The following is a 26127-nucleotide window of genomic DNA, read 5'->3' on the forward strand; positions in this document are numbered from 1 at the left end:
AGTGAGCGCATTGCTTACTTTGAAGCTGGAAAAGGCTGATTATCAGGCAAGAGTAGAAAAGACATTGAAGACTTATCGTCAGAAAGCTAATATTCCGGGTTTCCGTCCGGGTATGGTGCCTATGAGTTTGATTAAAAAACAGTTTGGTAAGTCTGTTCTTGTAGAAGAGGTTGACAAAATGATGCAGGAAAAGGTAAACGAATATATCCGCGATAATAAAGTGAATATGTTGGGTATGCCGTTGCCTAACGAAGAGAAGATGGCTCCTATTGATTTCGATACTCAGGAAGATTTCGAATTTGTATTTGATATTGCTTTGGCTCCTGAATTCACAGCAGAAATCTCATCAGCAGATACAATTGATTACTATACGATCGAAGTTTCAGACGAACTGATAGACCAGCAAGTTAAAATGTACACTCAGCGTGCTGCAAAATATGATAAAGTAGAGCAGTATGAAGACAAAGACATGATTAAAGGTCTGTTGGCTGAATTGGATGAAAATGGAAATACTAAAGAAGGCGGTATTCAGGTAGAAGGTGCGGTAATGATGCCGGCTTATATGAAGAATGATGAGCAAAAGGCTATATTTAACGGTGCTAAAGTAAATGATGTACTGGTATTTAACCCTGCTGTAGCATTTGATAATAATGAAGCTGAACTTTCTTCTTTATTGAAGATTAAGAAAGAGGAAGTTGCTGGTGTGAAAGGTAACTTCAGTTTCCAGATTGAAGAGATTACCCGTATGGTTCCCGCTGAGTTGAATCAGGAATTGTTCGATAATGTATTTGGCGAAGGCGCTGTAAGCAGTGAGGAAGAATTTCGCGCTAAGATCAAAGAAGGAATTGCAAAGCAGTTCGAATCAGATAGCGATTATAAATTCTTGATTGATGTTCGTGAATATTTGGTTAACAAGATTGGTAAGTTGGAATTCCCCGACGCGTTGCTGAAGCGTATCATGTTGCTGAATAATGAAGAGAAGGGTGAAGCTTTTGTCGCTGAAAACTATGACAAGAGTATTGAAGAGCTGACTTGGCATCTGATTAAAGAGCAATTGCTCAAGAATAATGATATTAAAGTGGAACAAGCTGATGTGATGAATATGGCCAAGGAAGCAACTCGTATTCAGTTTGCTCAATACGGAATGTTGAATATCCCTGAAGATGTTCTAGAGAACTATGCAAAAGAAATGTTGAAGAAGCAGGAATCTGTAGAAGGTTTGGTAAACCGTGCTGCTGAAAGCAAACTTTCTGCCGCATTGAAAGCTAAGGCTACTTTGAACCACAAAACGGTTTCTATGGAAGAATTCAACAAAATGTTTGAATAATAACTTAGTAAGTCGAAGTAAGTGATTGCTAAAACTTTCTAAAAAAAGGGTTTTTGACCATAAATTTTCGTTATAGATAAGAGTATTAGATACGTTAACCGTATTTTTTTGTACTTTTGTTTGTTTGAAAAATAGGGGTTGAAAACCCTTTTTTGTTACTAATAACTAAACCATTAGATTATGGATGATTTTAGAAAATTTGCTACCAAGCATTTGGGTATGAACAGTATGGTGCTGGATGATGTCATCAAGTCGCAAGGATATCTGAATCCTTATATTTTGGAGGAGCGTCAGTTGAATGTGACTCAGTTGGATGTGTTTTCCCGACTGATGATGGACAGAATTATTTTTCTGGGTACACAGATTGATGATTATACAGCTAATACACTCCAGGCGCAGCTTTTATATTTGGACTCAGTAGAGTCTGGTAAAGATATATCTATTTATATCAATTCTCCCGGAGGATCTGTTTACGCTGGATTAGGTATTTATGATACCATGCAGTTCATCAATAGTGATGTTGCCACGATCTGTACAGGTATGGCCGCTTCGATGGCTGCCGTGCTGTTGGTTGCGGGAACAGAAGGTAAACGTTCTGCGTTGACTCACTCACGCGTGATGATTCATCAGCCGATGGGAGGCGCGCAAGGACAGGCTTCGGATATTGAGATCACGGCCCGTGAAATCCAAAAGTTGAAGAAAGAACTGTATACCATTATTGCAGATCACTCTCATACGGATTTTGACAAAGTATGGGCGGACTCTGACCGTGACTACTGGATGACAGCTCAGGAGGCTAAGGAATATGGTATGATTGATGAGGTGCTGTCACGCAAACCGGCTACTCTATAATGTATTTATTTCCATTTGAAAAGAATAACAGTACTAAAAACAACTCAAGTTTCTGCTATCATTTAATGTAGGCTTCTTTTTTAAAGACGCATTAGGGAAACTTGAATATTTAAAGGAATAAACATTGGAAGATAATAAAACACCTAGAAACAGTAGAAGGAAATGTAGTTTCTGCGGACGTTCGGAAAATGAAGTCGGATTTCTGATAACCGGAATGAACGGTTGCATTTGTGACAGTTGCTCGGAGCAGGCATATGAAATTATGCAGGAGGCCATGCATCAAAAAAAAGGTGCACCGGGTGAGTTGAACTTGAAGGAACTTCCGAAACCAAAGGAAATTAAAGAATTTCTTGACCAATACATTATTGGTCAAGATGACGCGAAACGCTATCTTTCCGTTGCCGTGTACAATCATTACAAGCGTCTGCTCCAAAAAGTGGATAAGGATGATATCGAGATTGAAAAGTCCAATATCATTATGGTAGGTAGTACGGGGACGGGAAAAACGTTGCTGGCACGCACTATTGCCAAATTATTGCATGTGCCGTTTACCATTGTTGATGCCACCGTGCTGACAGAGGCCGGTTATGTGGGTGAAGATATTGAGAGTCTTTTAACCCGTTTGCTTCAAGTGGCAGATTATAATGTGGCGGAAGCTGAAAGAGGCATCGTATTTATTGATGAGATTGACAAGATTGCCCGTAAAGGAGATAACCCCTCCATTACTCGTGATGTAAGTGGTGAAGGTGTACAACAAGGTCTGTTGAAATTGTTGGAAGGATCTATAGTGAATGTACCGCCTCAGGGAGGACGTAAACACCCCGACCAGAAAATGATTCCGGTCAATACGAAAAACATTCTGTTTATTTGTGGTGGGGCGTTTGATGGTATTGAACGCAAAATTGCACAACGTTTGAATACGCATGTGGTAGGTTATAGTGCGGCGAAGGACGTGGTGAAGATAGACCGTGGCAACTTGATGCAATATATTGCCCCTCAGGATTTGAAATCATTCGGGCTGATTCCTGAAATCATAGGCCGTCTGCCCATTTTGACTTACCTGAATCCGTTGGATAGAACCGCTTTGCGCAATATCTTGACGGAACCGAAGAATTCCATTATCAAGCAGTATATTAAATTATTTGAAATGGATGGAGTCAAGCTGGAATTTCAGCCCGAAGTATTCGAATATATTGTAGACAAAGCTATTGAGTATAAGTTAGGAGCACGCGGATTACGTTCCATTGTGGAAACGATCATGATGGACGTTATGTTTGAAATTCCCTCTCAGAAAGCGAAAAAGTATGAAGTGACACTTGATTTTGCAAAACAGCAGATGGGAAAAGCGAATATCTCGCGGATGCAAACAGCTTAGTATCAAGATATAAAGGGAGAGAGAAAGAAAAAATGCAATTCTTCTGAAAAATATTACCCGAAATATTCGTGTAATTTGAGAACTTGTTTATAACTTTGTTAGGCAACAAAAGATGTAAAACAAGAAATCGGGAAAACCGTGAAAAACTATTGATACAATGACGGAGAATATAAATTTAACGGACGCATTAAAAAAGTATTTTGGATTTGATACTTTCAAAGGTAATCAGGAAGCGATCATCCGTAATCTGCTTGCCGGAAATGATACATTTGTTTTGATGCCTACGGGCGGTGGTAAATCGTTATGCTATCAGTTGCCATCCCTTATCATGGATGGAACAGCAATCGTTATATCTCCTTTAATTGCATTGATGAAAAACCAGGTGGATGCCATGCGTAATTTCAGTGAGGAGGACGGAGTAGCACACTTTATTAATTCGTCATTGAACAAATCGGCTATAGACCAGGTTAAATCGGATATCCTGAGCGGCAAAACCAAATTGCTCTACGTTGCTCCCGAATCTTTGACAAAGGAGGAGAATGTAGATTTCTTGAAAGGAGTGAAGATTTCATTTTATGCGGTGGATGAAGCACACTGTATTTCGGAATGGGGGCATGACTTCCGTCCGGAGTACCGTCGTATCCGTCCTATTATCAATGAAATAGGAAAGGCGCCGGTGATTGCCCTTACTGCTACTGCAACTCCGAAAGTGCGTATGGATATTCAGAAAAATTTGGGTATGCAGGATGCGCAGGAGTTCAAGTCCTCTTTCAATCGTCCGAACCTGTATTACGAAGTGCGCTCGAAGACAAATAATATTGACAGGGATATTATCAAGTTTATCAAGGCTAATCCAGGTAAATCAGGTATTATCTACTGTTTGAGCCGTAAGAAGGTGGAAGAATTGGCTGAAGTGCTTCAAGCTAACGGAATCAATGCGCGTGCTTATCATGCCGGTATGGATTCTGCTACACGCACAGCCAATCAAGACGGGTTCTTGAAAGAGGATATAGATGTGATTGTAGCTACCATCGCTTTTGGGATGGGAATTGACAAACCCGATGTGCGCTTTGTGATACATTATGATATTCCGAAAAGTCTGGAAGGTTATTATCAGGAAACGGGGAGAGCCGGTCGTGACGGAGGGGAAGGTCAGTGTATTACGTTCTATTCTAACAAGGACTTGCAGAAGCTGGAGAAGTTTATGCAGGGAAAGCCTGTGGCAGAGCAGGAAATCGGTAAACAGTTGCTGTTGGAAACAGCTGCATACGCAGAGTCTTCTATATGCCGTCGTAAATCATTGTTACATTATTTTGGGGAAGAATATACAGAGGAGAATTGTGGAAATTGTGATAATTGTTTAAATCCTAAAAAGCAAGTGGAGGCTCAGGATTCATTATGTGCTGTGATTGAAGCAATCATAGCAGTGAAAGAAAACTTTAAAGCAGATTATATAATTGATATTCTTTTGGGTAAGGAAACGTCAGAAGTACTTGCTCATAAACATGAAGAACTGGAAGTATTCGGTTCAGGCATGGGAGAAGAAGAAAAAATGTGGAATGCTGTCATCCGTCAGGCTTTGATAGCGGGTTATTTAAGTAAAGACGTAGAGAATTACGGTCTATTGAAGGTTACTCCCGAAGGACATAAATTCTTGAAAAAACCGAAATCCTTCAAGATTGTTGAAGATAATGATTTCGAGGAGGAGGAAGAAGAAACTCCGGTTCGGGGAGGTGCTTCTTGTGCAGTAGACCCTGTGCTTTACTCTATGTTGAAAGATTTGCGTAAGAAGCTGTCCAAGAAACTGGATGTGCCGCCGTATGTTATTTTCCAGGATCCTTCTTTGGAGGCGATGGCTACTATTTATCCGGTGACTTTGGAAGAATTGCAGAATATTCCGGGCGTAGGTGCTGGAAAGGCAAAACGTTATGGCCAGGAGTTCTGCGTATTGATAAAGAAGCATTGTGAGGAAAATGAAATAGAGCGTCCGGAGGATTTGCGTGTCCGTACAGTGGCCAATAAATCCAAACTGAAGGTGTCCATCATTCAGGCTATTGACCGGAAGGTGGCCTTGGACGACATTGCTGTGTCAAAGGGATTGGAGTTCGGTGAATTATTGGATGAAGTAGAGGCTATCGTTTATTCGGGGACTAAGCTGAATATTGATTACTTCCTAGAGGAAATTATGGATGAAGACCATTTGAACGATATTTATGATTACTTCAAGGAATCTACAACAGATAAAATAGATGACGCGATGGATGAGCTGGGTGATGACTATACCGAGGATGAAATCCGGTTGGTTCGTATTAAGTTTATTTCTGAAATGGCAAATTGATTTATCTTTGGTTGTTTTGATAATAATAAGAAAGCCGGGCTTGCATAACTCCAAGTCTGGCTTTTCTTGTATCAGTGTCACATTCATTATATAGACAGCTTTCTTTTTATTTTTTGTTATTAGGGATGAGATAGAGTAAGTTGTTGAGTTATCCTTGCAAAATGCAGGGGAAGATATAAAGGAAGACATGTTCTACTAAAATTCCTTTCTTCTTAACAAAAAAATATTCCATCGTTTTCCCATATTGAATAAAATGCGTATATTTGCACGCAATAAAATCTAAACGCATAAAGCCCTATGTCATTTATTGCAGATAAAATCGTAATGGACGGATTAACCTACGACGATGTATTGTTGATCCCTGCCTATTCTGAAGTTTTACCAAAAACAGTCGAACTCACGACTAAGTTCTCACGCAACATCGAGTTGAAAGTTCCCTTTGTGACTGCCGCTATGGATACGGTTACGGAAGCGAAAATGGCCATTGCCATTGCCCGTGAAGGGGGGATCGGTGTGATTCACAAAAACATGTCTATTGAAGAACAGGCACGTCAGGTAGCTATAGTGAAACGTGCGGAAAACGGTATGATTTATGATCCCGTAACTATCAAGAGAGGATCTACTGTGAGAGATGCACTTGCGTTGATGTCTGAATATAGAATCGGCGGTATCCCTGTAGTAGACGATGAAAGATATTTGGTAGGTATTGTGACGAACCGTGACCTTCGTTTTGAGAAGGATATGGACAAACGTATTGATGAGGTAATGACGAAGGAGAACATTGTGACTACCAACCAGTCCACTGACATGGAGGCTGCTTCGCAGATTCTGCAAGAACATAAGATTGAAAAATTGCCTGTGGTAGATAAGGACGGTAAACTGGTAGGTCTTATTACCTATAAAGATATTACAAAAGCAAAGGATAAACCGATGGCTTGCAAGGATGCCAAAGGCCGTTTGCGCGTAGCTGCCGGTGTAGGTGTGACTGCCGATACATTGGATCGTATGCAGGCTTTGGTGGATGCCGGTGCGGATGCTATCGTTATTGATACTGCCCACGGACATTCCATGTATGTGATTGAAAAATTGAAAGAGGCCAAGAAACGCTTCCCGAACATTGATATTGTGGTAGGTAATATCGCTACGGGCGAAGCCGCCAAGATGCTGGTGGAAGCCGGTGCGGACGGGGTGAAAGTCGGGATAGGTCCGGGCTCTATCTGTACTACCCGTGTGGTTGCCGGTGTGGGTGTTCCTCAGCTTTCTGCCGTATATGATGTTGCCAAAGCACTGAAAGGCACCGGTATACCTTTGATTGCCGACGGTGGTCTGCGTTATTCGGGAGATGTAGTGAAGGCTTTGGCTGCCGGTGGGTATAGTGTGATGATTGGTTCGCTGGTTGCCGGAACGGAAGAGTCACCGGGTGATACAATTATCTTCAACGGACGTAAATTCAAGTCTTATCGGGGTATGGGTTCTTTGGAAGCGATGGAGAATGGCTCGAAAGACCGTTATTTCCAGAGTGGAACTGCTGATGTGAAGAAACTGGTTCCGGAAGGTATTGCAGCCCGTGTTCCTTATAAAGGTACTTTGTATGAAGTAATCTATCAGTTGGTAGGCGGTCTTCGTGCAGGTATGGGATACTGTGGCGCTGCCAATATAGAGCAGTTGCACGATGCCAAATTTACCCGCATCACGAATGCAGGTGTCCTGGAAAGTCATCCGCATGATGTCGCTATAACTAGTGAGGCTCCTAACTATAGCCGTCCTCAATAAAAACTTATAAATGATGCCGCGTAGAGTTGTCGGTATTCTGTCGCTTCTCCTTGTGTTCGTGTTCAAAATGCGGGCGCAAGGAGAAGTTGTGTTATCTATTGGTGGAGAACCGGTAAAACGCACTGAATTTGAATACTATTTTCGTAAAAGCCATAAGCATACTCCGGATTCTTTTCTATCTTCTTTTATCAACTATAAATTAAAAGTACACTATGCTCATGATACGGGAATTGATACTTTATCGGCATTCCGCAGGCAGATGGCTTGGTATCGTGGTAAGCTGCTGAAAAAATATCTGGTGGATGCTGAGAAGGAAGAGCAGACAGTCCGTCAGCTATACCTGCGAAGTGAGCAACGCCTACAGACGAATGATTGGATAAGAATTGCTCATATCAGTAAATACCTGCCTCAGAATGTCGGTCGTCAAGATGAATTGAGGGTATTGCAGCAAATGGATTCTGTTTATGCTGCATTGCAGGGAGGTGCGGATTTTTCTGCGTTGGCTTGCCGGTATTCAGATGATACGACTTGTAAGAATATGGGAGGGCTGTTACCTTGGATGCCTGTGAATAAAAATATGCAAGAATGGATAGATAAACTGGCTTCTCTGGAAAAGAATAAGATTTCAGCTCCTTTTTATTCTCCTATGGGAATTCATATTATAAAATGGATAGACCGCAAGCCTGGAATTAGTTTTGAAGAGAAACGGGAACAATTATTGAATTATCTGGAGAAAAATGGTAATCGTACCTGGCAGGAACTTTCTGCCGGGCAGAGAGAAAGGCTGGCATTTCAGGTGCAGGAATTACATGATGGGTTACTTGCCGCCTGTTTATCGCAAAAATATCAGTCGGGTGATGGAACTTGGCAGGAAAGTGACTTGGAGCATTTTTTCAAACAGCATAAATTGGATTATTCTTGGGATTTGCCGCACTACCGTGGAGCAGTGATTCATTGTAAGGATAAAAAGATGGCTTCTGCCATTAAGAAACAACTGAAAAGAAAGCCGGTATCCCAATGGGAAGATGTATTGCATAGACTGATTGGAAACGCTTCTTTTCCCAAAGCTCGTATAGAAACAGGTGTCTTTCAGATAGGAACCAATAGATATATTGATAAGCTGGTTTTTAAATGTGGTGACTTTCAGCCCGATCCCGCTTTGCCTTATGTTTTTGTGATGGGAAAGAAACTGAAAAAAGGTCCGGAGAGTTATGAGGACGTAAAGGATGCGGTTATCAAAGATTATCAGGCTGTTTATCAGGATGCCTGGTTGAAAGATTTGAAGCGGAAATATAAGGTTGAAATTAACCAAGAGGTTTTAAAAACAGTTAATAATAACGGAAGTAATTAATTATTGCAGTATCTTCGTTCACTATTTTAATGTTATATGAATATCGTGAAAAACTGGGGAGTGTTACTTGTTATTGCGGGTGTTTTGTCGGGGTGCGGTCCGGAGCACGACCATAAGGGAAAAACTCCTTTAGTGGAAGTAGCCGGTGAATATCTCTATAAAGAAGACTTGCAGGCTGCACTTCCTTTTAATATTTCAAAAGATGATAGTGTCTTGTTTGCCGAACACTATATAAGGAATTGGGTGGAAGATGTGCTGCTTTTTGATAAGGCGGAAGGGAATATTCCTGATAACGCGAAGATTGCCAAGCTGGTGGAGAACTATCGCAGGGCGTTGATTATGCATACGTATCAGGAGGAACTGGTTAATCAGAAATTGGCAAATGAGATAAGTGATGAGGAAATCAGCGCTTATTATGAGAAAAATAAGGAGCTGTTTCATACGGAACATCCTTTTGTGAAAGGATTGTTTATAAAAGTACCTCTCCATTCTCAGGATTTGGCGAGTGTGCGCAAGTGGTATAAGAAGAATAACCAGGATGCTATTGAGAATTTGGAAAAATACAGCTTACGTAATGCGGTAAGCTATGATTACTTTTATGACCGATGGCTGCCATTGTCCGATATTGCTGTCAAGATTCCTTTGAAAGCGCTTGATACGGATGAGAATTATTTGGACAAGAACCGGAATATAGAAGTAAAAGACACGGCGTTTTGCTATTTTCTGCATGTGGAAGAATTCTTGGGTAAGGATGAACAGAGGCCGTTGGATTTTGCAAGAAAAGAAATTAAGGAGATTTTAATAAATCTGAAGCGAGTTGATTTTATAAATAAAGTCAAAGAAGAGTTATACCAACGTGCTTCAGATAGGAACAAGATTAATTACTATTATTTGAATTCAAATGAATAAATTGATGTGTACCAAAGTTTATGCACTGGTGTTGATGCTGTTTGCTGCCGTTTCTGTATACGGGCAGGACAATGTGATAGACGAGGTTGTATGGGTAGTAGGTGACGAAGCCATTCTTAAATCGGATGTAGAGAATGAGCGTCTGAATGCCCAGTATGAAGGTCGTAAGTTTGATGGTGATCCGTATTGTATTATTCCGGAACAGCTTGCCATTCAGAAATTATTTCTTCATCAGGCTGCTATTGATAGTATTGAGGTTTCCGAACAGGAAATTATCAGTGATGTGGAAAGACGTACAAATTGGCTGATTGATCAGATTGGTTCTAAGGAAAAAGTAGAAGAATATTATAATAAGACTTCTACACAAATACGCGAAATGCTCCGCGAGAATATACGTGATGGAAAAACGGTACAGAAAATGCAGCAGCAGATTGTGGGGGATATCAAGATTACTCCGGCCGAAGTCCGTCGTTATTTCAAGGATCTTCCTCAAGACAGTATTCCTTTTATTCCTACTCAGGTAGAAGTGCAGATCATTACTATGGAACCTAAGATTCCGCAGGAAGAAATTGAGCGTGTGAAGAAGACTTTGCGTGACTATACGGAACGTGTTACTTCCGGTGAAATAGCTTTCTCCACTTTGGCACGTCTGTATTCGGAAGATGAAGGTTCGCGCCGCCGTGGTGGCGAACTCGGCTTTATGGGCAGGGCTGAGCTGGTACCTGAATATGCGAATGTGGCATTCAATCTGCAAGATCCTAACAAGGTATCCAAGATTGTGGAGTCTGAATTCGGCTTCCATATTATCCAGTTGATCGAAAAACGTGGTGACCGTATCAATACCCGCCATATCTTGTTAAAACCGAAAGTGGATGAAAAAGATCTGGAAGCAGCCTTGTTACGTCTGGATTCTATTGCCAATGATATCCGTAATGAGAAATTTACTTTTGATGATGCCGCTACTTATATCTCTCACGATAAGGATACGCGTAACAACCATGGTTTGATGGCGAATCCGCAGACTGGTACGGCGCGTTTTGAAATGCAACAATTGGCACAGGTGTCACAAGAGGCTGCAAAGATGGTGGAAGGCATGAATGTGGGGGAAATTTCCAAACCTTTTACCATGATTAATGCAAAAGGAAAGGAAATTTGCGCTATCGTGAAATTGAAAACCCGCTTGAACGGGCATAAGGCAACCATTACGGAAGACTACCAACGCCTGAAAGGCATCGTGATGGAAAAACGCAGTGAAGAAAAACTTGACAAGTGGATCAAGGATAAACAAAAACATACCTATGTGCGTATTAATGAGAAGTGGCAGAAATGTGATTTCAAATATCCAGGTTGGGTAAAGAAATAATGTAGTGTATAAAGTATATGCTTGGAAAAAGAAAGAATACATACTCTTCGGGCAGGCATAGGATACTTGTGGTAAGTGTCCTGTGCCTGTTCGGCTTTTGCTTGCTGGCTCAAGTGAGACCAGCTAAAAAAGGGGAACAGAAACCGGCTAAAAGTAAGGTGTATCTGTTGCATTCGGATGTGTTGAAGAAAAGTCCGTTGAATCCAGACCCGGATGCACAGATTCTGATTGGAAACGTTGCGTTCCGTCACGACAGTGTATATATGTATTGTGACAGTGCTTGTTTCTATGAGAAAACGAATTCGCTGGAAGCTTTTGACAATGTGAAGATGGTGCAGGGGGATACCTTGTTTCTGTATGGGGACTATTTGTTTTATGACGGGAATACCCAGATTGCCCAGGTACGCTATAATGTGCGTATGGAAAACAAGAACACGACTTTGTTGACAGATAGTTTAAACTACGATCGTATTTATAATTTGGGATACTACTTTGATGGCGGGACATTGATGGACGAGGAAAATGTATTGACTTCGGAATGGGGGGAATATAGTCCGGCTACCAAAATATCTGTGTTCAATTATGATGTGAAGTTGGTCAATCCTAAGTTTACTTTGACTTCCGATACATTACGATACAGCACAGCAACCAAAATTGCTAATATCCTTGGCCCGTCTGATATTGTCAGTGATGCTAACCATATTTATTCAGAATTGGGTTTTTATAATACTCAGATAGGGCAGGCAGAATTGTTGGACCGTTCCGTGCTGACCAATGAGGGGAAGCGTTTGATAGGAGACAGTCTGTTTTATGATCGTGTAAAAGGATACGGGGAGGCGTTTGATAATGTGATCATGACAGATACAGTAAACAAGAATATGCTGACTGGTGATTATTGTTATTATAATGAATTGACCAAGTATGCTTTTGCTACTAAAAAAGCGGTAGTAGTGGATTATTCACAAGGTGACAGTTTGTTTATGCATGCCGATACATTGCAAATGTATACCTATTATTTGAATACTGATTCTATGTTCCGGGAAACGCGGGCGTATCATAAAGTGCGTATGTATCGCGCGGATGTGCAGGGGGTATGTGACTCGTTGGTCTTTTCCTCTAAGGATAGTTGCTTGACCATGTATTATGACCCTATACTGTGGAATAACAACCAGCAGTTGTTGGGAGAGAAAATCATGATTTATATGAATGACAGTACGATAGACTGGGCGCATATTCAGAACCAGGCTTTGTCTGTAGAGCAACTGGATTCTACTAGTTATAATCAGGTGACAGGAAAAGAGATGAAGGCTTGGTTTCAAGGCGGTGAGATGCGCAAAGTAGATGTGATCGGTTCGGTTCGTCTGGTATATTATCCGATGGAAAGCGACAGTACGCTGATTGGAATGAATGTTTCTGAAACCAGTCTGCTGAATATGTTTTTGGAGAACCGAAAGATGAAAAAAATGATTATGAGTCCGAAATCGAACGGTACTCTTTATCCTATGCTTCAACGTCCGCCGGAGAAGATGAAGCTGGATAACTTTGTGTGGTTTGATTATATCCGTCCGCTTGATAAAGAGGATATCTTTGAGTGGCGTGGAAAGAAAGCTGGTCAGGAGTTGAAGAAGAGCAATCGGAGTGCTGTTCCTTTGCCCAATCATAATTTATTTAATAAAAAGAAATAGCTATGGGAATGTTTAAGATGGAAAAGCCCCGCCGTTTCAACCATCAATATATTTATGTGGATGAACGGAAGGAGAAGCTGCAGAAACTGGAGGAGAAAGCTAAACGCGATTTGGGTATGCTTCCTCCCAAAGAATTTTCTCCGGAAGATATCCGTGGAAAGTTCGTTGAAGGTACTAAGCATTTAAAACGCAGAAAAGAAAGCGGACGTAAGCCAATGACTTATGGGGCTTTGTTTGTGGCCATTTTGGTTTTGTTGTATATTTTGCATTACCTGGTGACCGGTGAGTTTACTTTTTAATTACGCAAGTTTATAAGATATATGAGCGATATTATCCGTTTGCTGCCGGATTCCGTTGCCAATCAGATAGCAGCGGGAGAGGTGATTCAGCGTCCTGCATCAGTGATTAAAGAATTGGTGGAGAATGCTATCGATGCAGGTGCGCAGCACGTTGATGTGTTGGTTGTGGATGCAGGAAAGACTTCCATTCAGGTGATTGATGATGGAAAAGGTATGTCGGAAACAGATGCACGTTTGTCTTTTGAGCGCCATGCGACTTCTAAAATTCGTGAAGCTGCTGATTTATTTGCTTTGCATACCATGGGATTTCGTGGAGAGGCTTTGGCTTCTATTGCCGCTGTGGCTCAGGTGGAGCTTCGTACTCGTATGAAAGGGGAGGAATTGGGAACGATGTTGACGATATCCGGTTCCAAGGTAGAGGGACAGGAAGCGGTTTCGTGCCCGAAAGGTAGTAGCTTCTGTGTGAAGAATTTATTCTTTAATGTACCGGCGCGTCGTAAGTTCTTGAAATCGAATCAGACGGAGCTGAGTAATATATTGACGGAGTTTGAACGGATTGTATTGGTTAATCCGGAGGTGTCTTTCACTTTGCACCATAATGGGGCGGAACTGTTCAATCTTCCTGCACTTCAGTTGCGCCAACGTATCATGGGAGTTTTCGGAAAGAAAATAAATCAGGAGTTGTTATCGCTGGATGTAGATACTACAATGGTCCGTGTTTCCGGGTTTGTAGGAAAACCTGAAACAGCCCGTAAGAAAGGAGCCCGCCAATATTTTTTTGTAAACGGGCGATATATGCGCCATCCTTATTTTCATAAGGCTATCATGGATGCATACGAGCAGTTAGTTCCCGTGGGTGAGCAAGTATCTTATTTCATTTATTTTGAGGTGAATCCTGCTAATATTGATGTGAACATACATCCTACTAAAACAGAGATAAAGTTTGAGAACGAGCAAGCCATCTGGCAGATATTGGCGGCTGCCGTGAAAGAAACTCTAGGTAAGTTCAATGCGGTACCTTCTATTGATTTTGACACGGAGGGAATGCCGGATATTCCAGCCTTTGATGCATCTCCATACACTGGTATACAGCCACCAAAGACGACTTATAATCCTGATTATAATCCTTTTAATGTTTCGGCTGCTCCTCCCTCCTCTTATTCAAAGCCTAGTAAGGACTGGGAACAACTGTATGCGGGGCTGGAACGTCATGCTTCTTCTCAAAACTTTCATCCTGACGAGAATGATTATAGGGCGGAAGAGACTTCTCCTGCGGAGGAAAATCCCGGATTGTATGATCATGTGGAGGACTCTTCAGTCAGTGAGAAATCCGGCCAGCATTATCAGTTTAAAGGACGTTTTATTTTGACTTCTGTAAAGTCCGGGTTAATGATCATTGATCAGCAGCGTGCCCATATCCGTATTTTATATGACAAGTATATAGATCAGATAAGTCGTCGTCAAGGTATTTCTCAAGGAATGTTGTTTCCAGACATTGTACAGTTTCCACTTTCCGAAGTTGCTATTTTGCAGGAAATTATGGAAGACTTGTCTTTCCTAGGATTTGAACTGACTGATTTGGGAGGAGGAAGTTATGCCATAAACGGTGTTCCTGCAGGTATTGAAGGCCTTAATCCGATAGACTTGATCCAAAATATGGTGCACACTGCTATGGAAAAAGGTGGCAAAGTAAAAGAAGAGGTGCAGAGTATTTTGGCATTGACTTTGGCAAAAGCGACGGCAATTGTTCCCGGACAAGTGTTGACGAATGAAGAAATGACTGGTTTGGTGGATGGCTTATTTGCTGTGGCTACCCCTAATTATACTCCGGATGGTAAAACGGTTCTTTCTGTGATTAATGAAGATGATTTGGAAAAGCTGTTTAAATAATTTGCTAATGTGCTGATTTGCCAATGTGCTGCGCTATGTCCGCATGGCAATTGACACATTGGCATATTGATGCATTGTTACGTTATAAAGAACGTGAAGATTCTTGAACTAAATAAAAACAAATTCAATACACCGTTATTCTTTGGCAGGACTTTTGTACTTTTGAAAACTCATTTGCCGTAGAAAGTTTTTTTGAGTAAGGACTTGGGGCAGACAATAAACTATTATATGAAAATAACATTACTTAGCTTGGTCCTGTGCCTGTTTTGTTCTTTGAATATGGCGGCACAAGGAAGTGACATAGGTAGTAATCCTGAGGATACCACCATTCATCAACTTTCAAAAAAAGAATTAAGACGCCAGAAGGTGGCTAAGCGCAATATACATTATAATATATTGGGAGGACCGAGTTATACTCCGGATTTTGGTGCGTTAATAGGAGGTAGTGCTCTTGTTACATTTCGTATGAATCCATCGGATACCTTGCAGAAACGTTCTGTGTTGCCGATGGCTGTTGCGGTAATGTTCGAGGGGGGCTTGAATCTGATGGTGAAACCTCAGTTGTTTTTCAAGAATGATAAATTCCGTATTTTTGGAAAATTCACTTACAAGAATACATTGGAGAATTTTTATGGTATCGGCTATGCTACCAATAAGCATTATGAGCGCAGTGACTCTACCAGTGAATATCGTTATAGCGGTTTCCAGATTAATCCGTGGTTTTTATTCCGTTTAGGTAAAAGTAATTTCTTTGCCGGTCCCCAGATTGACTTGAGTTATGATAAAATGTCCGAGCCTGCCAAATATTTGGTAGATCAGTCTGATTATAAAAGGTTGGGAGGTACTGCTCACGGATATTCTAATTTCAGTTCGGGGGTAGGATTTCTGCTGACTTATGACAGCCGGGATATTCCTGCTAATGCTTATAAGGGCATTTATCTGGATTTTCGTGGGCTGATGTACCAGAAGTTTTTGGGAGGAGATAATAACTTTTACCGCTTGGAAATGGACTACCGCCAATACAAAAGGGTAGGAAATAGAAAAGTTATAGCTTGGACTGCCCAAACCAAGAATGTGTTTGGTGATGTTCCTATGAACCAATATGCTTTAAGTGGCACTCCTTTTGATCTTCGTGGATATTATATGGGGCAGTATCGTGATAAATCCTCTCATGTGGTGCTTGCCGAATATCGTCAGATGTTCAATACGGATAAAAGTACATGGGTAAAGCGTATGTTGCATCATTTGGGTTTTGTTGCTTGGGGAGGGTGCGGTTTTATGGGGCCTACCATGGGTAAGATTGAAGGAGTTCTTCCCAATGCTGGTGTGGGACTTCGTATTGAGGTGCAGCCACGTATGAATGTACGTCTGGACTTCGGACGTAATTTTGCCAATGACCAAAGTTTGTTCTATTTCAATATGACAGAAGCATTTTAATGGAAGTAAACACTATGCAGACCGAATATATATTAAGAGCGATGGATGCGGCTTTAGCTGCCGGTAAAGAAATTCTGAACGTTTATAATGATCCTTTTTCTGATTTTCAGATTGAAAGGAAAGCCGATAATTCTCCACTGACTCTTGCAGACCGTAAGGCGCATGAAATCATTATGACTTATTTGCAAGAAACAGACTATCCGGTATTGAGTGAGGAAGGAAAGCATTTGCCTTACGAGAAACGGGCGCAATGGGATACGTTGTGGATAGTCGATCCCTTGGATGGAACAAAGGAATTTATAAAACGAAATGGGGAATTTACTGTCAATATTGCTTTAGTAAAAGAAGGAATTCCTGTTTTTGGAGTGATCTATGTTCCTGTCAAAGAAACGCTTTATTGGGGTGAACTGACAACCGGCGCTTATAAAATGGAAGGAGTGACCGGACGTGCAGACCGTTCACTGGAAGAAATGAAGGCATCGGCATTCCGTATGCCTTGTGCCGAAACAAATGAAGTTTTTGTTATTGTTGCTTCCCGTTCCCATCTGTCGGCCGAAACAGAAGAGTATATTAAGGAAAAGCGAAAGATATACCCTCATGTGGAGTTGGTATCTGTGGGCAGTTCCATCAAGATTTGCAGGGTTTGTGAGGGACTGGCCGATGAATATCCCCGTTTTGCCCCTACTATGGAGTGGGACACGGCGGCCGGTCATGCCATAGCTAAGGCATCCGGAGCAGAAATATATCAGGCGGGACAAAAAGAACCGTTGAAATATAACAAGCCGGACTTGCTGAATCCTTGGTTTATCGTTAAACGAAATTAATACCCGGAAACGATGCTGACATTTAAAATGATTATTGTGTTTTTTGGATTAATAGGGATGGTGACTGCGCTAGTCCTTGATAAAATGCGTCCCGGAATGATTCTGTTCTCTGTTACTGTACTCTTTCTTTGTTTCGGTATATTAACTCCGAAAGAGATCTTGGAGGGATTCAGTAATAAAGGGATGATTACCGTAGCGCTGCTTTTTCTGATCAGTGAAGGAGTCCGGCAATCGGGAGCGTTGGGACAGTTGATAAAGAAACTTCTGCCTCAAGAGAAAACAACGGTCATGAAGGCGCAGGCACGTATGCTGCCCGTTATTTCTTTTGTTTCTGCTTTTCTCAATAATACGCCGGTGGTCGTGATTTTTGCGCCTATTATTAAACGTTGGGCGGAATCTGTCTGTATTCCGGCAACCAAATTCTTGATCCCTATTTCGTATGCTACTATACTGGGGGGAATGTGTACGCTTATCGGGACTTCTACTAATCTGGTAGTGGATGGTATGATTTTAGATGCCGGATATAAGGGCTTTGGTATGTTTGAATTAGGCCGGGTGGGTATTTTCATTGCTTTGGCAGGAGTTGTTTATTTGTTGTTCTTTTCTTCTAGGTTGTTGCCGGAGGTACGGAAAGACACGGTAGGCGACGAACATGGGGAAGCGGATGCGTCTTCTTTTCATCGTGTTGAAGCGGTGATAGGTGCTCGTTTCCCGGGTATCAATAAAAGGGTGGGGGATTTTAATTTTGTCCGTCATTATGGCGCTGAAGTAAAAGAAATAAAACGAAGCGGAGTTAGTATTGTAGATAATCTGTCACGTGTGAAGTTTCGTGAGGGAGATACGTTGGTGCTATGGGCAGATGATTCATTTATCTCTACATGGGGAGACTCTTCTGTATTCGTGTTATTGGCCAATGGCAAAGATACCGAGCCGAAAGCTGGGAGAAAGAAACGTTGGTTTGCATTGACTTTATTGGTGTTGATGATTGTGGGGGCAACAGTAGGAGAGTTGCCTTTTATGGAAGAATTATTTCCTGGTATTGATCTTGATATGTTCTTTTTCGCAGCTATAACGACTGTGATAATGGCATGGACCAAACTTTTTCCGGCACGTAAATATACAAAATATATATCATGGGATATCTTGATAACCATTGCCTGTGCGTTTGCTATAAGTCGCGCCATGGTAAATTCCGGAGTGGCGGATGTCATTGCGCATGGAATCATTGATATGAGTGATGATTATGGTCCGCATGTGTTGCTGGCTGTTTTGTTTATCATTACAAATCTGTTTACCGAACTGATAACCAATAATGCTGCCGCTGCATTGGCTTTTCCGCTTGCCCTTTCCTTATCCAATCAGTTGGGGGTAAGTCCTATGCCCTTTTTTGTTGTCATCTGCATCGCTGCATCTGCCAGTTTTTCCACTCCTATCGGTTATCAGACTAATTTGATTGTGCAGGGTATCGGAAACTATAAGTTTATGGATTTTGTACGTATCGGTTTACCGTTGAATATATTGACATTTATAATTTCGGTTATTCTGATACCGCTGATATGGCCTTTTTGATGAAGTTAAAGACAAAATGAAAATAGAGAATGGAAGAAGAAAACATATATCCTATATTTGACCGTATGCTTTCCCGGAAAGATAAAGAAGAACTGCTGGGACAACGGGGAGTTATGCTGTGGCTGACGGGACTCAGCGGTTCCGGTAAGAGTACTATTGCCATAGCTTTGGAACGTGAATTACATAAACGTGGTTTGCTCTGCCGTATATTGGACGGGGATAATATTCGTAGTGGCATCAATAATAATTTGGGCTTTTCGGCAGAGGATCGTGTGGAAAATATCCGTCGCATAGCCGAAATAGGCAAGCTGTTTGTTGATACAGGAATCATTACCATTGCCGCTTTCATCAGTCCCAGTAATGAGCTCCGGCAGATGGCAACCCGTATCATCGGGGCGGAGAATTTTCTGGAAATTTATGTCAGCACTCCTTTGGAAGAGTGTGAGAAACGTGATGTAAAAGGACTTTATGCCAAAGCGCGTCGGGGTGAAATTAAGAATTTTACCGGCATTTCTGCACCTTTTGAAGCTCCGGAGCGTCCTGCATTGTCTTTGGATACTTCCAAACTGAGCTTGGAAGAGTCGGTCAATACTTTGTTGGAACTAGTGCTCCCCACTGTTGGTAAAAAAGGAGAAAAAATATAATTCATTATAAAATGGAAGAAAATTATAAATTGAGCCACTTAAGGGAACTGGAAGCTGAGTCTATCCATATCATTCGTGAAGTGGCAGCTGAATTTGAGAATCCTGTTATGCTTTATAGTATTGGTAAAGATTCGTCTGTCATGGTACGTTTGGCAGAGAAGGCTTTCTATCCGGGAAAGGTGCCTTTCCCTTTGATGCATATCGATTCTAAATGGAAATTCAGGGAAATGATAGAGTTCCGTGATCAATACGCCAAAGAACATGGATGGAATTTGATAGTGGAAAGTAATATGGAGGCTTTTAATGCCGGAGTAGGGCCTTTTACGCATGGCAGCAAAGTGCATACAGATTTAATGAAGACACAGGCGTTGCTTCACGGGCTGAATAAATACAGGTTTGATGCCGCCTTTGGTGGAGCACGTCGTGATGAGGAAAAGTCACGTGCCAAAGAACGTATATTCTCTTTTCGTGACCGTTTTCATCAATGGGATCCTAAAAACCAGCGTCCTGAATTGTGGGATATTTATAATGCTAAGATTCATAAAGGGGAAAGTATCCGTGTGTTTCCATTAAGCAACTGGACTGAGCTGGATATTTGGCAGTACATCCGTTTGGAAAATATTCCTATTGTGCCGCTTTATTTTGCCAAGGAACGTCCTGTGGTGAATATAGATGGAAATTTGATTATGGCTGATGATGACCGCCTGCCCGAAGAATATCGGGACCGTATTGAAATGAAGGAAGTGCGTTTCCGTACTTTGGGGTGTTGGCCTTTGACTGGGGCCGTAGAGAGTGATGCCGATACGATTGAGAAGATTGTAGAGGAGATGATGACCACTACTAAAAGTGAGCGTACCACCCGTGTCATTGATTTCGATCAGGATGCCAGTATGGAGCAGAAGAAACGTGAGGGATATTTTTAAATGGATAAGTAGGAATTTAAAATGAAGAAATGGGTGATGGAGAATAAACTGAATATAAAGGAATATTTAGATAAGGATGAACAGAAAGACTTGCTACGTCTGTTGACAGCCGGTTCGGTAGACGATGGAAAGTCTACCTTGATAGGACGTCTGTTGTTTGACAGTAAGAAGTTATACGAAGACCAACTTGCCGCTTTGGAGCGTGACAGTAAACGTGTGGGGAATGCAGGTGACCATATAGATTACGCTTTGTTGTGCGACGGGTTGAAAGCAGAACGTGAGCAGGGTATTACGATTGATGTAGCTTACCGTTATTTTTCAACGAACAATCGTAAATTTATTATAGCCGATACTCCGGGACATGAACAATATACCCGCAATATGATTACCGGAGGTTCTACTGCCAATCTTGCCATAATCTTGGTAGATGCTCGTTTAGGTGTGATTACGCAGACCTGCCGCCATACTTTTCTGGTATCTTTATTGGGAATAAAGCATGTGGTGCTGGCGGTGAACAAGATGGACCTTGTCGGGTTTTCGGAAGAGCGTTTCAACGAAATCGTGACCGAATATAAGAAGTTTGTAGAGCCATTGGGAATCCCGGATGTGACTTGTATTCCTCTTTCGGCACTTGACGGTGACAATGTGGTGCAGAAATCTGAACGTACGTCATGGTACAAAGGTACTTCTTTATTGGAAGTGCTTGAAACGGTTTCCATCGAGAATGATCATAATCTGGCCGATTTCCGTTTCCCGGTTCAGTATGTATTAAGACCGAATCTGGATTTCCGCGGTTTCTGTGGAAAGATTGCTTCCGGTGTCATCCATAAAGGAGATGAGGTGATGGCTTTGCCTTCCGGCAAGAAATCTCATATCAAGAGTATTGTTACTTATGATGGTGAGTTAGAGTATGCTTTCCCGCCGCAAGCGGTGACGTTGACTTTGGAAGATGAGATTGATGTGTCTCGCGGAGAAATGTTGGTACATGCCGATAACATGCCTGTGATAGACCGTAATTTTGAAGCTATGTTGGTATGGATGGATGAGGAGGTGATGGACCTTGACAAATCTTTCTTTATCAAGCATACTACCAATACGGGACGTACCCGTATAGATGGCATTAAGTATAAAGTGGATGTGAATACGATGGAGCATTTGTCTGTTGAAAACGGTAAATTGAAAAAGGAGGATCTGCCTTTGCAATTGAATCAGATTGCCCGTGTGACATTTACTACTGCCAAGCCGCTTTTCTTTGATTCTTATCAAAAGAATAAAGCTTGTGGTTCTTTCATTTTGATTGACCCCATTACCAATAACACCAGTGCGGTGGGGATGATTATAGACAGAGTGGAAGCCAAAGATATGCTGAATGCCATGGAAGTTCCTACTTTGAATCTGACGGATTTGGGTATTGGTGAGGAATATTATGAAGCCGTAGAAAAGGTGGTGAAAGAATTGGACCGTCAAGGCATTACAGTCAAGATAGAAAAATAACAGCGTACAATTAAAAAAGAAGAGTAATGGGATTACTTGAATTCAATAAACTGCCAATCAATACATTAGTAGGCGCCGATTGGAAAACTTTTAAGGCGATTACTACAGGAAGGGAAATTGATTCGGCATATAGAGGAAAATACCGTTTGACGAAAGTTGTATGCCGTTTGCTTTCCACCTTGGCTCCATTGCAGGAAAAGCGATACAGGAAACTGTTGGCCGATAAGTCTTTGGAACACGACCCGGTCTTTATCCTCGGACATTGGCGTAGTGGGACTACCTTTATGCACAATGTATTCTCTTGTGACAAACATTTCGGATATAATACTACTTATCAGACTGTGTTCCCTCATCTGATGATGTGGGGACAGCCTTTTTTCAAGAAGAATATGAGTTGGCTGATGCCTGACAAGCGTCCGACAGATAATATGGAACTGGCCGTAGATTTGCCTCAGGAGGAAGAGTTTGCATTGGCCAATATGATGCCCTATACCTATTATAACTTTTGGTTCCTGCCTAAGTACCAACAGGAATATGCTGATAAATACTTGTTGTTCAATGATATCAGTGATGAGGAATTGAAAGTGTTTGAGGATATATTCACCAAACTTATTAAAATTTCTCTTTGGAATACAGGCGGAACACAATTCTTAAGTAAGAATCCGCCTCATACAGGTCGTGTAAAAGAGTTGGTCAAGATGTTTCCGAATGCCAAATTCATCTATTTGATGCGTAATCCGTATACGGTATTCGAATCTACGAGGAATTTCTTCACCAATACAATCCAACCGTTGAAACTGGAGGATATTTCTCCAGAGACGTTGGAACAGAATGTGCTTTCCATTTATGCCAAGCTGTATCATAAATATGAGGCGGATAAAAGATTCATTCCTGAAGGAAATTTGATGGAAGTGAAATTTGAGGATTTTGAAGCGGATGCAATGGCTATGACTGAGTACATCTATAAATCTCTTTCTATTCCCGGATTCGAAGCAGCTGCTCCGGCTATTAGCCAATATATAGGCGGAAAGAAGGGATATAAGAAGAATAAGTATAAGTATAATGACCGTACGGTCCGGTTAGTGGAAGAGAATTGGAAGTTTGCACTAGATCAGTGGGGGTATTCCATCTAAAAAATAAATGCCCGCAATTCTGTTTTTATAAGGAATTGCGGGCATGATTACCTTCTGCTGACAGAAGGTAGTGTATTATTGGGCTTCGATAATTACACGACGGTTGAATGCCGGAGGAGTTAAGGTGTTTACACCACCCATTCCGCTGATAATCAGATTGTTTTTGTTGACACCCAATTTAACCAGTTCATTAGCCACGTTGTTGGCACGGTCTTCACTTAACTGCTTGTTCCATGCAGCGCTACCTGTATCACTATCAGCATAACCGGTTACTTTCAATTTTAGTCCCGGATTGTCTTTTACCAAATCTGCGATTTGTTGCAAATTTACAGTAGAGTTGGTAGGAAGAACCGCTGAACCGATCTGGAAAAATACAGATTGAGGAGCCGGAGCAATTTGGTTCACTGTAACTTGTTCTGTAACCACTTCAGTGGGTTGGTTGGCAAGTTGGGCTTTTAATTGACGGTTTTGTTCTATCTGTTGAGCCAAAGCGGTATTGATAGCATCCATTTGTGAAGAGGTAAGTGCCATGATAGCATCTACATCCGGAGCTGGTTTGAATCCTCTTTGTGGAAATTTATAAGTGATACCCACTGTAGCACCTGCCATAAAGTCAGGGCCTTTACTGGTGGTTTTTCCATCAAATTTGTTTTCTGTACCCATTCCGTAAAGTTCCAGATTTAAGTCCCAGGCACTGGCCAGATGGAATGTATTGATGATACCGAAATTGAATGCCAGTGAATTACGACGTGGAGCATCATATGAGTGGGCAAAACCGAAACCTACGAATGGCACGAAGTCGTATATGCGGTCTTCATTATATCCGGCTATCATGTTACTGACATTGAATAAGATGTCACCATGCAAATTCATGTAGTTGAACTTATCCTGATAGTATCCTTCGCTTAACATGTGAGGTTTGGAATATGCGGAAGGTTCACTGGAAAAACTCTTCGACTGCAAACCGCTATATTGCAAACGTAATCCTAAGCCGGGAGTAAACCATTTACCGATTGATATTTGAAGAGCGGGAGCAATACGTTTCTTGAATTTACCAAGATCGGACTGATCGCCGAACAGTACTTGTGCACCTCCACCAACAGAGAAGAACCAATTATCGAAGAAGTGATTGGTCTCTACCTTGTACTTATCCACAGGTACCTCCATTACATCTACACTCTCGCCTACAAGGACGTTTTGTGAATTGCTTTTCTGCTGTGCAAACGCTACAGAACTTAAACTGGCCGCAGCCAGCAAAAACATTAATTTTTTCATACTCATTTCTATTAGTTAATTATTGTCCAGGTTTATCTTCCCAAATTCAACTAAATAACATGAGTGCTGATAAAAAGTTTGAGTAGGTTGACTATTTAATATTTTTTTATGAAAGAAGGCTAAAAAGATAGTGGGTATCTGTGCTGTATCCGGCATCAAAACTGAATCCTTCCCATTTGAATCCTTTTAAATCCCCAGGATTCTCTATCCGGTTTTTAATGATGAAGCGTGTCAATTCTCCACGGCACATTTTTGCATAAACCACAACGGTGGTTAATTTTCCTTTTTTCCATACCTGAAATTCTGGTGTGATCACTTGTACTTCTTGCTCCACGCGTTTCCAATCGAATAAATCTTTCATCTCCCCACTTGCCAGATTGATTAGTATTCCTCCTTTTGCTTTAATTTCTTTGATAAAGGTGTCGGTCAGAATTGGCTTCCAATAGTCAAACATGGATATTCCTCCACGTTCAGGTAGTTTGATATCTCCTTCCATTCTGTAATTCTTGATCTGGTCTAACGGGCGGAGTAATCCGTAAAGAAAAGAAGTGATTCGCAAGTGATCCTGTGCATATTGAAAATCTTCAGGGGTAAAATCCTGTGGGTGGATACGTTTATATACGATACCGGTATAAGCCAGTAAGGCAGCTAAAGCCGAGGGAGAGTCCGAACAGAAATCTTGAAATCGCATATAGTTCTCTGCTGCTATTTTACTGTTCACACGTAAAAGTCGTTCCAGTTCTTCAGCAGAGAATTGGGACATATCAAGTGCATTCTGTATCGCTTCAGTTTGGAATTGTGGTGTACTGGTAACAGGAGTTTGTATTTTGCTCCGTCCGGTCATTGTTTTGGCACATGAAATAAAAGTCATCATAGGCTAAAAAATAATATTTTCTGGCGGCAAATATAAGAAAAACAGATATATTTGTCTTTGTTATTCCATAATTAAATATTGAGAACTATGAAAATGAAAGAGTTAGGATTATTGTTCATGATGCTTTGCATGGTATTTGCCGTAAATGCTCAAGAATTGAAAAAAGGAGATAAATTACCTGATTTTCATTTAAAATCTGCAGTATATGGAGATATTTCTTCGACTGAATTGAAAGGTAAGGTCGTTTTGGTGAGTTTATTTGCCACTTGGTGCGGGCCATGTCAGCTGGAACTGGCTGAAATAGAGAAAACTTTGTGGGCTGAATATAAAGATAATAAGGACTTCGTATTATTAGTAATTGGTCGTGAGCATACGGATGAACAGTTGAAGGCTTATAATGAACGGAAGAAATTCACTTTCCCGTTATATCCCGATCCTAAACGTGAGGTGTTCTCTTTATTTGCTGAAAAGTCAATTCCTCGCGCCTATCTTTTCAATAAAGAAGGAGAAGCCGTTTATACTTCCATCGGGTATGAGAAAGAAGAATTTGGATATCTGATGAATGCCATTGCGGAAGCATTGAAATAGGACCCTGTTGATATTTCAAGATGACTAAACTGTTCTCGTTGTTTATTTTATTATCTTTTGTTCTCCCGGTTAGTGGACAGAAAAAGCTTGATTCAGATAAAGCAAGAAAAGAAAAAGCTTATCATTTGACAGGTTCTGTCAGAGAACAGGGAGAACGCCCTTATCCCGATCCTTTGCCGGATGTAAATATCCAACTTTATTCTT

The 26127-nt window shown here is 41.3% G+C and carries 22 protein-coding genes; 20 read left to right on the top strand and 2 right to left on the bottom strand.

Annotated features, from left to right (window positions below; translation table 11 throughout):
- Window position 1 precedes the first annotated feature (1 nt).
- From tig to AB5935_RS18655, 18 genes are all read left to right on the top strand, one after another.
- A complete protein-coding gene (gene tig / locus AB5935_RS18570) occupies window positions 2-1327 on the top strand; it encodes a trigger factor (RefSeq protein WP_368327516.1) in 1326 nt (441 codons plus the stop codon).
- A gap of 180 nt (window positions 1328-1507) precedes the next feature.
- Complete coding sequence (gene clpP / locus AB5935_RS18575; RefSeq protein ID WP_007830844.1) at window positions 1508-2179, top strand: ATP-dependent Clp endopeptidase proteolytic subunit ClpP; 672 nt, start codon at window positions 1508-1510, stop codon at window positions 2177-2179.
- Window positions 2180-2303: 124 nt separating this feature from the next.
- Complete coding sequence (gene clpX, locus AB5935_RS18580; RefSeq protein WP_007846841.1) at window positions 2304-3554, top strand: ATP-dependent Clp protease ATP-binding subunit ClpX; 1251 nt, start codon at window positions 2304-2306, stop codon at window positions 3552-3554.
- 157 nt (window positions 3555-3711) lie between these two features.
- Window positions 3712-5892 (top strand): DNA helicase RecQ, encoded by a 2181-nt coding sequence (gene recQ, locus AB5935_RS18585; protein WP_005840213.1) that lies wholly within the window; start codon window positions 3712-3714, stop codon window positions 5890-5892.
- Between the two features lie 297 nt (window positions 5893-6189).
- Window positions 6190-7665 carry an IMP dehydrogenase gene (guaB, locus tag AB5935_RS18590; protein ID WP_007830849.1) on the top strand — a complete coding sequence of 492 codons (1476 nt, stop codon included), beginning with the start codon at window positions 6190-6192 and terminating at the stop codon, window positions 7663-7665.
- A gap of 13 nt (window positions 7666-7678) precedes the next feature.
- The gene (locus tag AB5935_RS18595; RefSeq protein WP_038611567.1) at window positions 7679-9016 is read left to right on the top strand and encodes a peptidylprolyl isomerase; all 1338 of its coding nucleotides are present in this window, start codon (window positions 7679-7681) and stop codon (window positions 9014-9016) included.
- A gap of 36 nt (window positions 9017-9052) precedes the next feature.
- Complete coding sequence (locus AB5935_RS18600; RefSeq protein WP_007830853.1) at window positions 9053-9925, top strand: peptidyl-prolyl cis-trans isomerase; 873 nt, start codon at window positions 9053-9055, stop codon at window positions 9923-9925.
- A gap of 4 nt (window positions 9926-9929) precedes the next feature.
- A complete protein-coding gene (locus tag AB5935_RS18605; protein WP_007846843.1) occupies window positions 9930-11288 on the top strand; it encodes a peptidylprolyl isomerase in 1359 nt (452 codons plus the stop codon).
- A 17-nt stretch (window positions 11289-11305) separates the two neighbouring features.
- Window positions 11306-12973, top strand: a complete 1668-nt coding sequence (locus AB5935_RS18610) for an OstA-like protein (RefSeq protein ID WP_007830856.1) — start codon at window positions 11306-11308, stop codon at window positions 12971-12973.
- A gap of 2 nt (window positions 12974-12975) precedes the next feature.
- Complete coding sequence (locus AB5935_RS18615) at window positions 12976-13272, top strand: hypothetical protein (protein WP_007830860.1); 297 nt, start codon at window positions 12976-12978, stop codon at window positions 13270-13272.
- Window positions 13273-13293: 21 nt separating this feature from the next.
- Window positions 13294-15162 (top strand): DNA mismatch repair endonuclease MutL, encoded by a 1869-nt coding sequence (gene mutL, locus AB5935_RS18620; RefSeq protein WP_022185194.1) that lies wholly within the window; start codon window positions 13294-13296, stop codon window positions 15160-15162.
- Between the two features lie 228 nt (window positions 15163-15390).
- Window positions 15391-16599, top strand: a complete 1209-nt coding sequence (locus AB5935_RS18625; RefSeq protein ID WP_007855555.1) for a BamA/TamA family outer membrane protein — start codon at window positions 15391-15393, stop codon at window positions 16597-16599.
- 14 nt (window positions 16600-16613) lie between these two features.
- Window positions 16614-17423, top strand: coding sequence for a 3'(2'),5'-bisphosphate nucleotidase CysQ (gene cysQ, locus AB5935_RS18630; protein WP_007843659.1), 810 nt, complete (start codon window positions 16614-16616; stop codon window positions 17421-17423).
- Between the two features lie 12 nt (window positions 17424-17435).
- Entirely contained in the window at window positions 17436-18992 is a 1557-nt protein-coding gene (locus tag AB5935_RS18635) for an SLC13 family permease (RefSeq protein ID WP_007846846.1), read from the top strand.
- A gap of 29 nt (window positions 18993-19021) precedes the next feature.
- Window positions 19022-19636 carry an adenylyl-sulfate kinase gene (cysC, locus tag AB5935_RS18640; RefSeq protein WP_007830867.1) on the top strand — a complete coding sequence of 205 codons (615 nt, stop codon included), beginning with the start codon at window positions 19022-19024 and terminating at the stop codon, window positions 19634-19636.
- An 11-nt stretch (window positions 19637-19647) separates the two neighbouring features.
- A complete protein-coding gene (cysD, locus tag AB5935_RS18645) occupies window positions 19648-20559 on the top strand; it encodes a sulfate adenylyltransferase subunit CysD (protein ID WP_007830869.1) in 912 nt (303 codons plus the stop codon).
- A gap of 36 nt (window positions 20560-20595) precedes the next feature.
- Window positions 20596-22053 (top strand): sulfate adenylyltransferase subunit CysN, encoded by a 1458-nt coding sequence (cysN, locus tag AB5935_RS18650; RefSeq protein WP_007846847.1) that lies wholly within the window; start codon window positions 20596-20598, stop codon window positions 22051-22053.
- 26 nt (window positions 22054-22079) lie between these two features.
- The gene (locus AB5935_RS18655) at window positions 22080-23186 is read left to right on the top strand and encodes a sulfotransferase family protein (protein WP_007843647.1); all 1107 of its coding nucleotides are present in this window, start codon (window positions 22080-22082) and stop codon (window positions 23184-23186) included.
- Between the two features lie 75 nt (window positions 23187-23261).
- Here the strand turns inward: AB5935_RS18655 and AB5935_RS18660 are convergent, their stop codons facing one another.
- Together AB5935_RS18660 and yaaA are read right to left on the bottom strand one after the other, a co-directional pair.
- Window positions 23262-24461, bottom strand: a complete 1200-nt coding sequence (locus tag AB5935_RS18660) for an OmpA family protein (protein WP_005852854.1) — start codon at window positions 24459-24461, stop codon at window positions 23262-23264.
- A gap of 106 nt (window positions 24462-24567) precedes the next feature.
- Window positions 24568-25335: a peroxide stress protein YaaA gene (gene yaaA / locus AB5935_RS18665; RefSeq protein WP_007830876.1), complete on the bottom strand. Its 768-nt coding sequence runs from the start codon at window positions 25333-25335 to the stop codon at window positions 24568-24570.
- An 87-nt stretch (window positions 25336-25422) separates the two neighbouring features.
- On the opposite strand from yaaA, the gene AB5935_RS18670 reads away from it, so the two are divergent.
- Both AB5935_RS18670 and AB5935_RS18675 read left to right on the top strand, forming a co-directional pair.
- On the top strand, window positions 25423-25923 hold the full coding sequence (locus AB5935_RS18670; protein WP_007830878.1) for a TlpA family protein disulfide reductase: 501 nt from the start codon (window positions 25423-25425) through the stop codon (window positions 25921-25923).
- 20 nt (window positions 25924-25943) lie between these two features.
- Window positions 25944-26127 (top strand): hypothetical protein (locus tag AB5935_RS18675; protein ID WP_368327517.1); only part of this gene is annotated, 184 nt, incomplete at its 3' end.

Origin of the sequence: Phocaeicola sp. RTP21198st1_B8_RTP21198_201120, from assembly GCF_040929485.1 — a bacterium.
Taxonomy (GTDB): Bacteria; Bacteroidota; Bacteroidia; order Bacteroidales; family Bacteroidaceae; genus Phocaeicola; species Phocaeicola dorei.

Excerpts from the sequence above, each read along its gene's own strand:
- clpP (WP_007830844.1), top strand. The coding sequence starts at position 1,508 with ATGGATGATTTTAGAAAATTTGCTACCAAGCATTTGGGTATGAACAGT.
- AB5935_RS18670 (WP_007830878.1), top strand. The coding sequence starts at position 25,423 with ATGAAAATGAAAGAGTTAGGATTATTGTTCATGATGCTTTGCATGGTA.
- mutL (WP_022185194.1), top strand. The coding sequence starts at position 13,294 with ATGAGCGATATTATCCGTTTGCTGCCGGATTCCGTTGCCAATCAGATA.
- guaB (WP_007830849.1), top strand. The coding sequence starts at position 6,190 with ATGTCATTTATTGCAGATAAAATCGTAATGGACGGATTAACCTACGAC.
- cysQ (WP_007843659.1), top strand. The coding sequence starts at position 16,614 with ATGCAGACCGAATATATATTAAGAGCGATGGATGCGGCTTTAGCTGCC.
- AB5935_RS18605 (WP_007846843.1), top strand. The coding sequence starts at position 9,930 with ATGTGTACCAAAGTTTATGCACTGGTGTTGATGCTGTTTGCTGCCGTT.
- AB5935_RS18615 (WP_007830860.1), top strand. The coding sequence starts at position 12,976 with ATGGGAATGTTTAAGATGGAAAAGCCCCGCCGTTTCAACCATCAATAT.
- AB5935_RS18600 (WP_007830853.1), top strand. The coding sequence starts at position 9,053 with ATGAATATCGTGAAAAACTGGGGAGTGTTACTTGTTATTGCGGGTGTT.
- AB5935_RS18610 (WP_007830856.1), top strand. The coding sequence starts at position 11,306 with ATGCTTGGAAAAAGAAAGAATACATACTCTTCGGGCAGGCATAGGATA.
- cysN (WP_007846847.1), top strand. The coding sequence starts at position 20,596 with ATGGAGAATAAACTGAATATAAAGGAATATTTAGATAAGGATGAACAG.
- cysC (WP_007830867.1), top strand. The coding sequence starts at position 19,022 with ATGGAAGAAGAAAACATATATCCTATATTTGACCGTATGCTTTCCCGG.
- AB5935_RS18660 (WP_005852854.1), bottom strand. The coding sequence starts at position 24,461 with ATGAAAAAATTAATGTTTTTGCTGGCTGCGGCCAGTTTAAGTTCTGTA.
- yaaA (WP_007830876.1), bottom strand. The coding sequence starts at position 25,335 with ATGATGACTTTTATTTCATGTGCCAAAACAATGACCGGACGGAGCAAA.
- AB5935_RS18655 (WP_007843647.1), top strand. The coding sequence starts at position 22,080 with ATGGGATTACTTGAATTCAATAAACTGCCAATCAATACATTAGTAGGC.
- AB5935_RS18635 (WP_007846846.1), top strand. The coding sequence starts at position 17,436 with ATGCTGACATTTAAAATGATTATTGTGTTTTTTGGATTAATAGGGATG.
- AB5935_RS18595 (WP_038611567.1), top strand. The coding sequence starts at position 7,679 with ATGCCGCGTAGAGTTGTCGGTATTCTGTCGCTTCTCCTTGTGTTCGTG.
- cysD (WP_007830869.1), top strand. The coding sequence starts at position 19,648 with ATGGAAGAAAATTATAAATTGAGCCACTTAAGGGAACTGGAAGCTGAG.
- recQ (WP_005840213.1), top strand. The coding sequence starts at position 3,712 with ATGACGGAGAATATAAATTTAACGGACGCATTAAAAAAGTATTTTGGA.
- AB5935_RS18625 (WP_007855555.1), top strand. The coding sequence starts at position 15,391 with ATGAAAATAACATTACTTAGCTTGGTCCTGTGCCTGTTTTGTTCTTTG.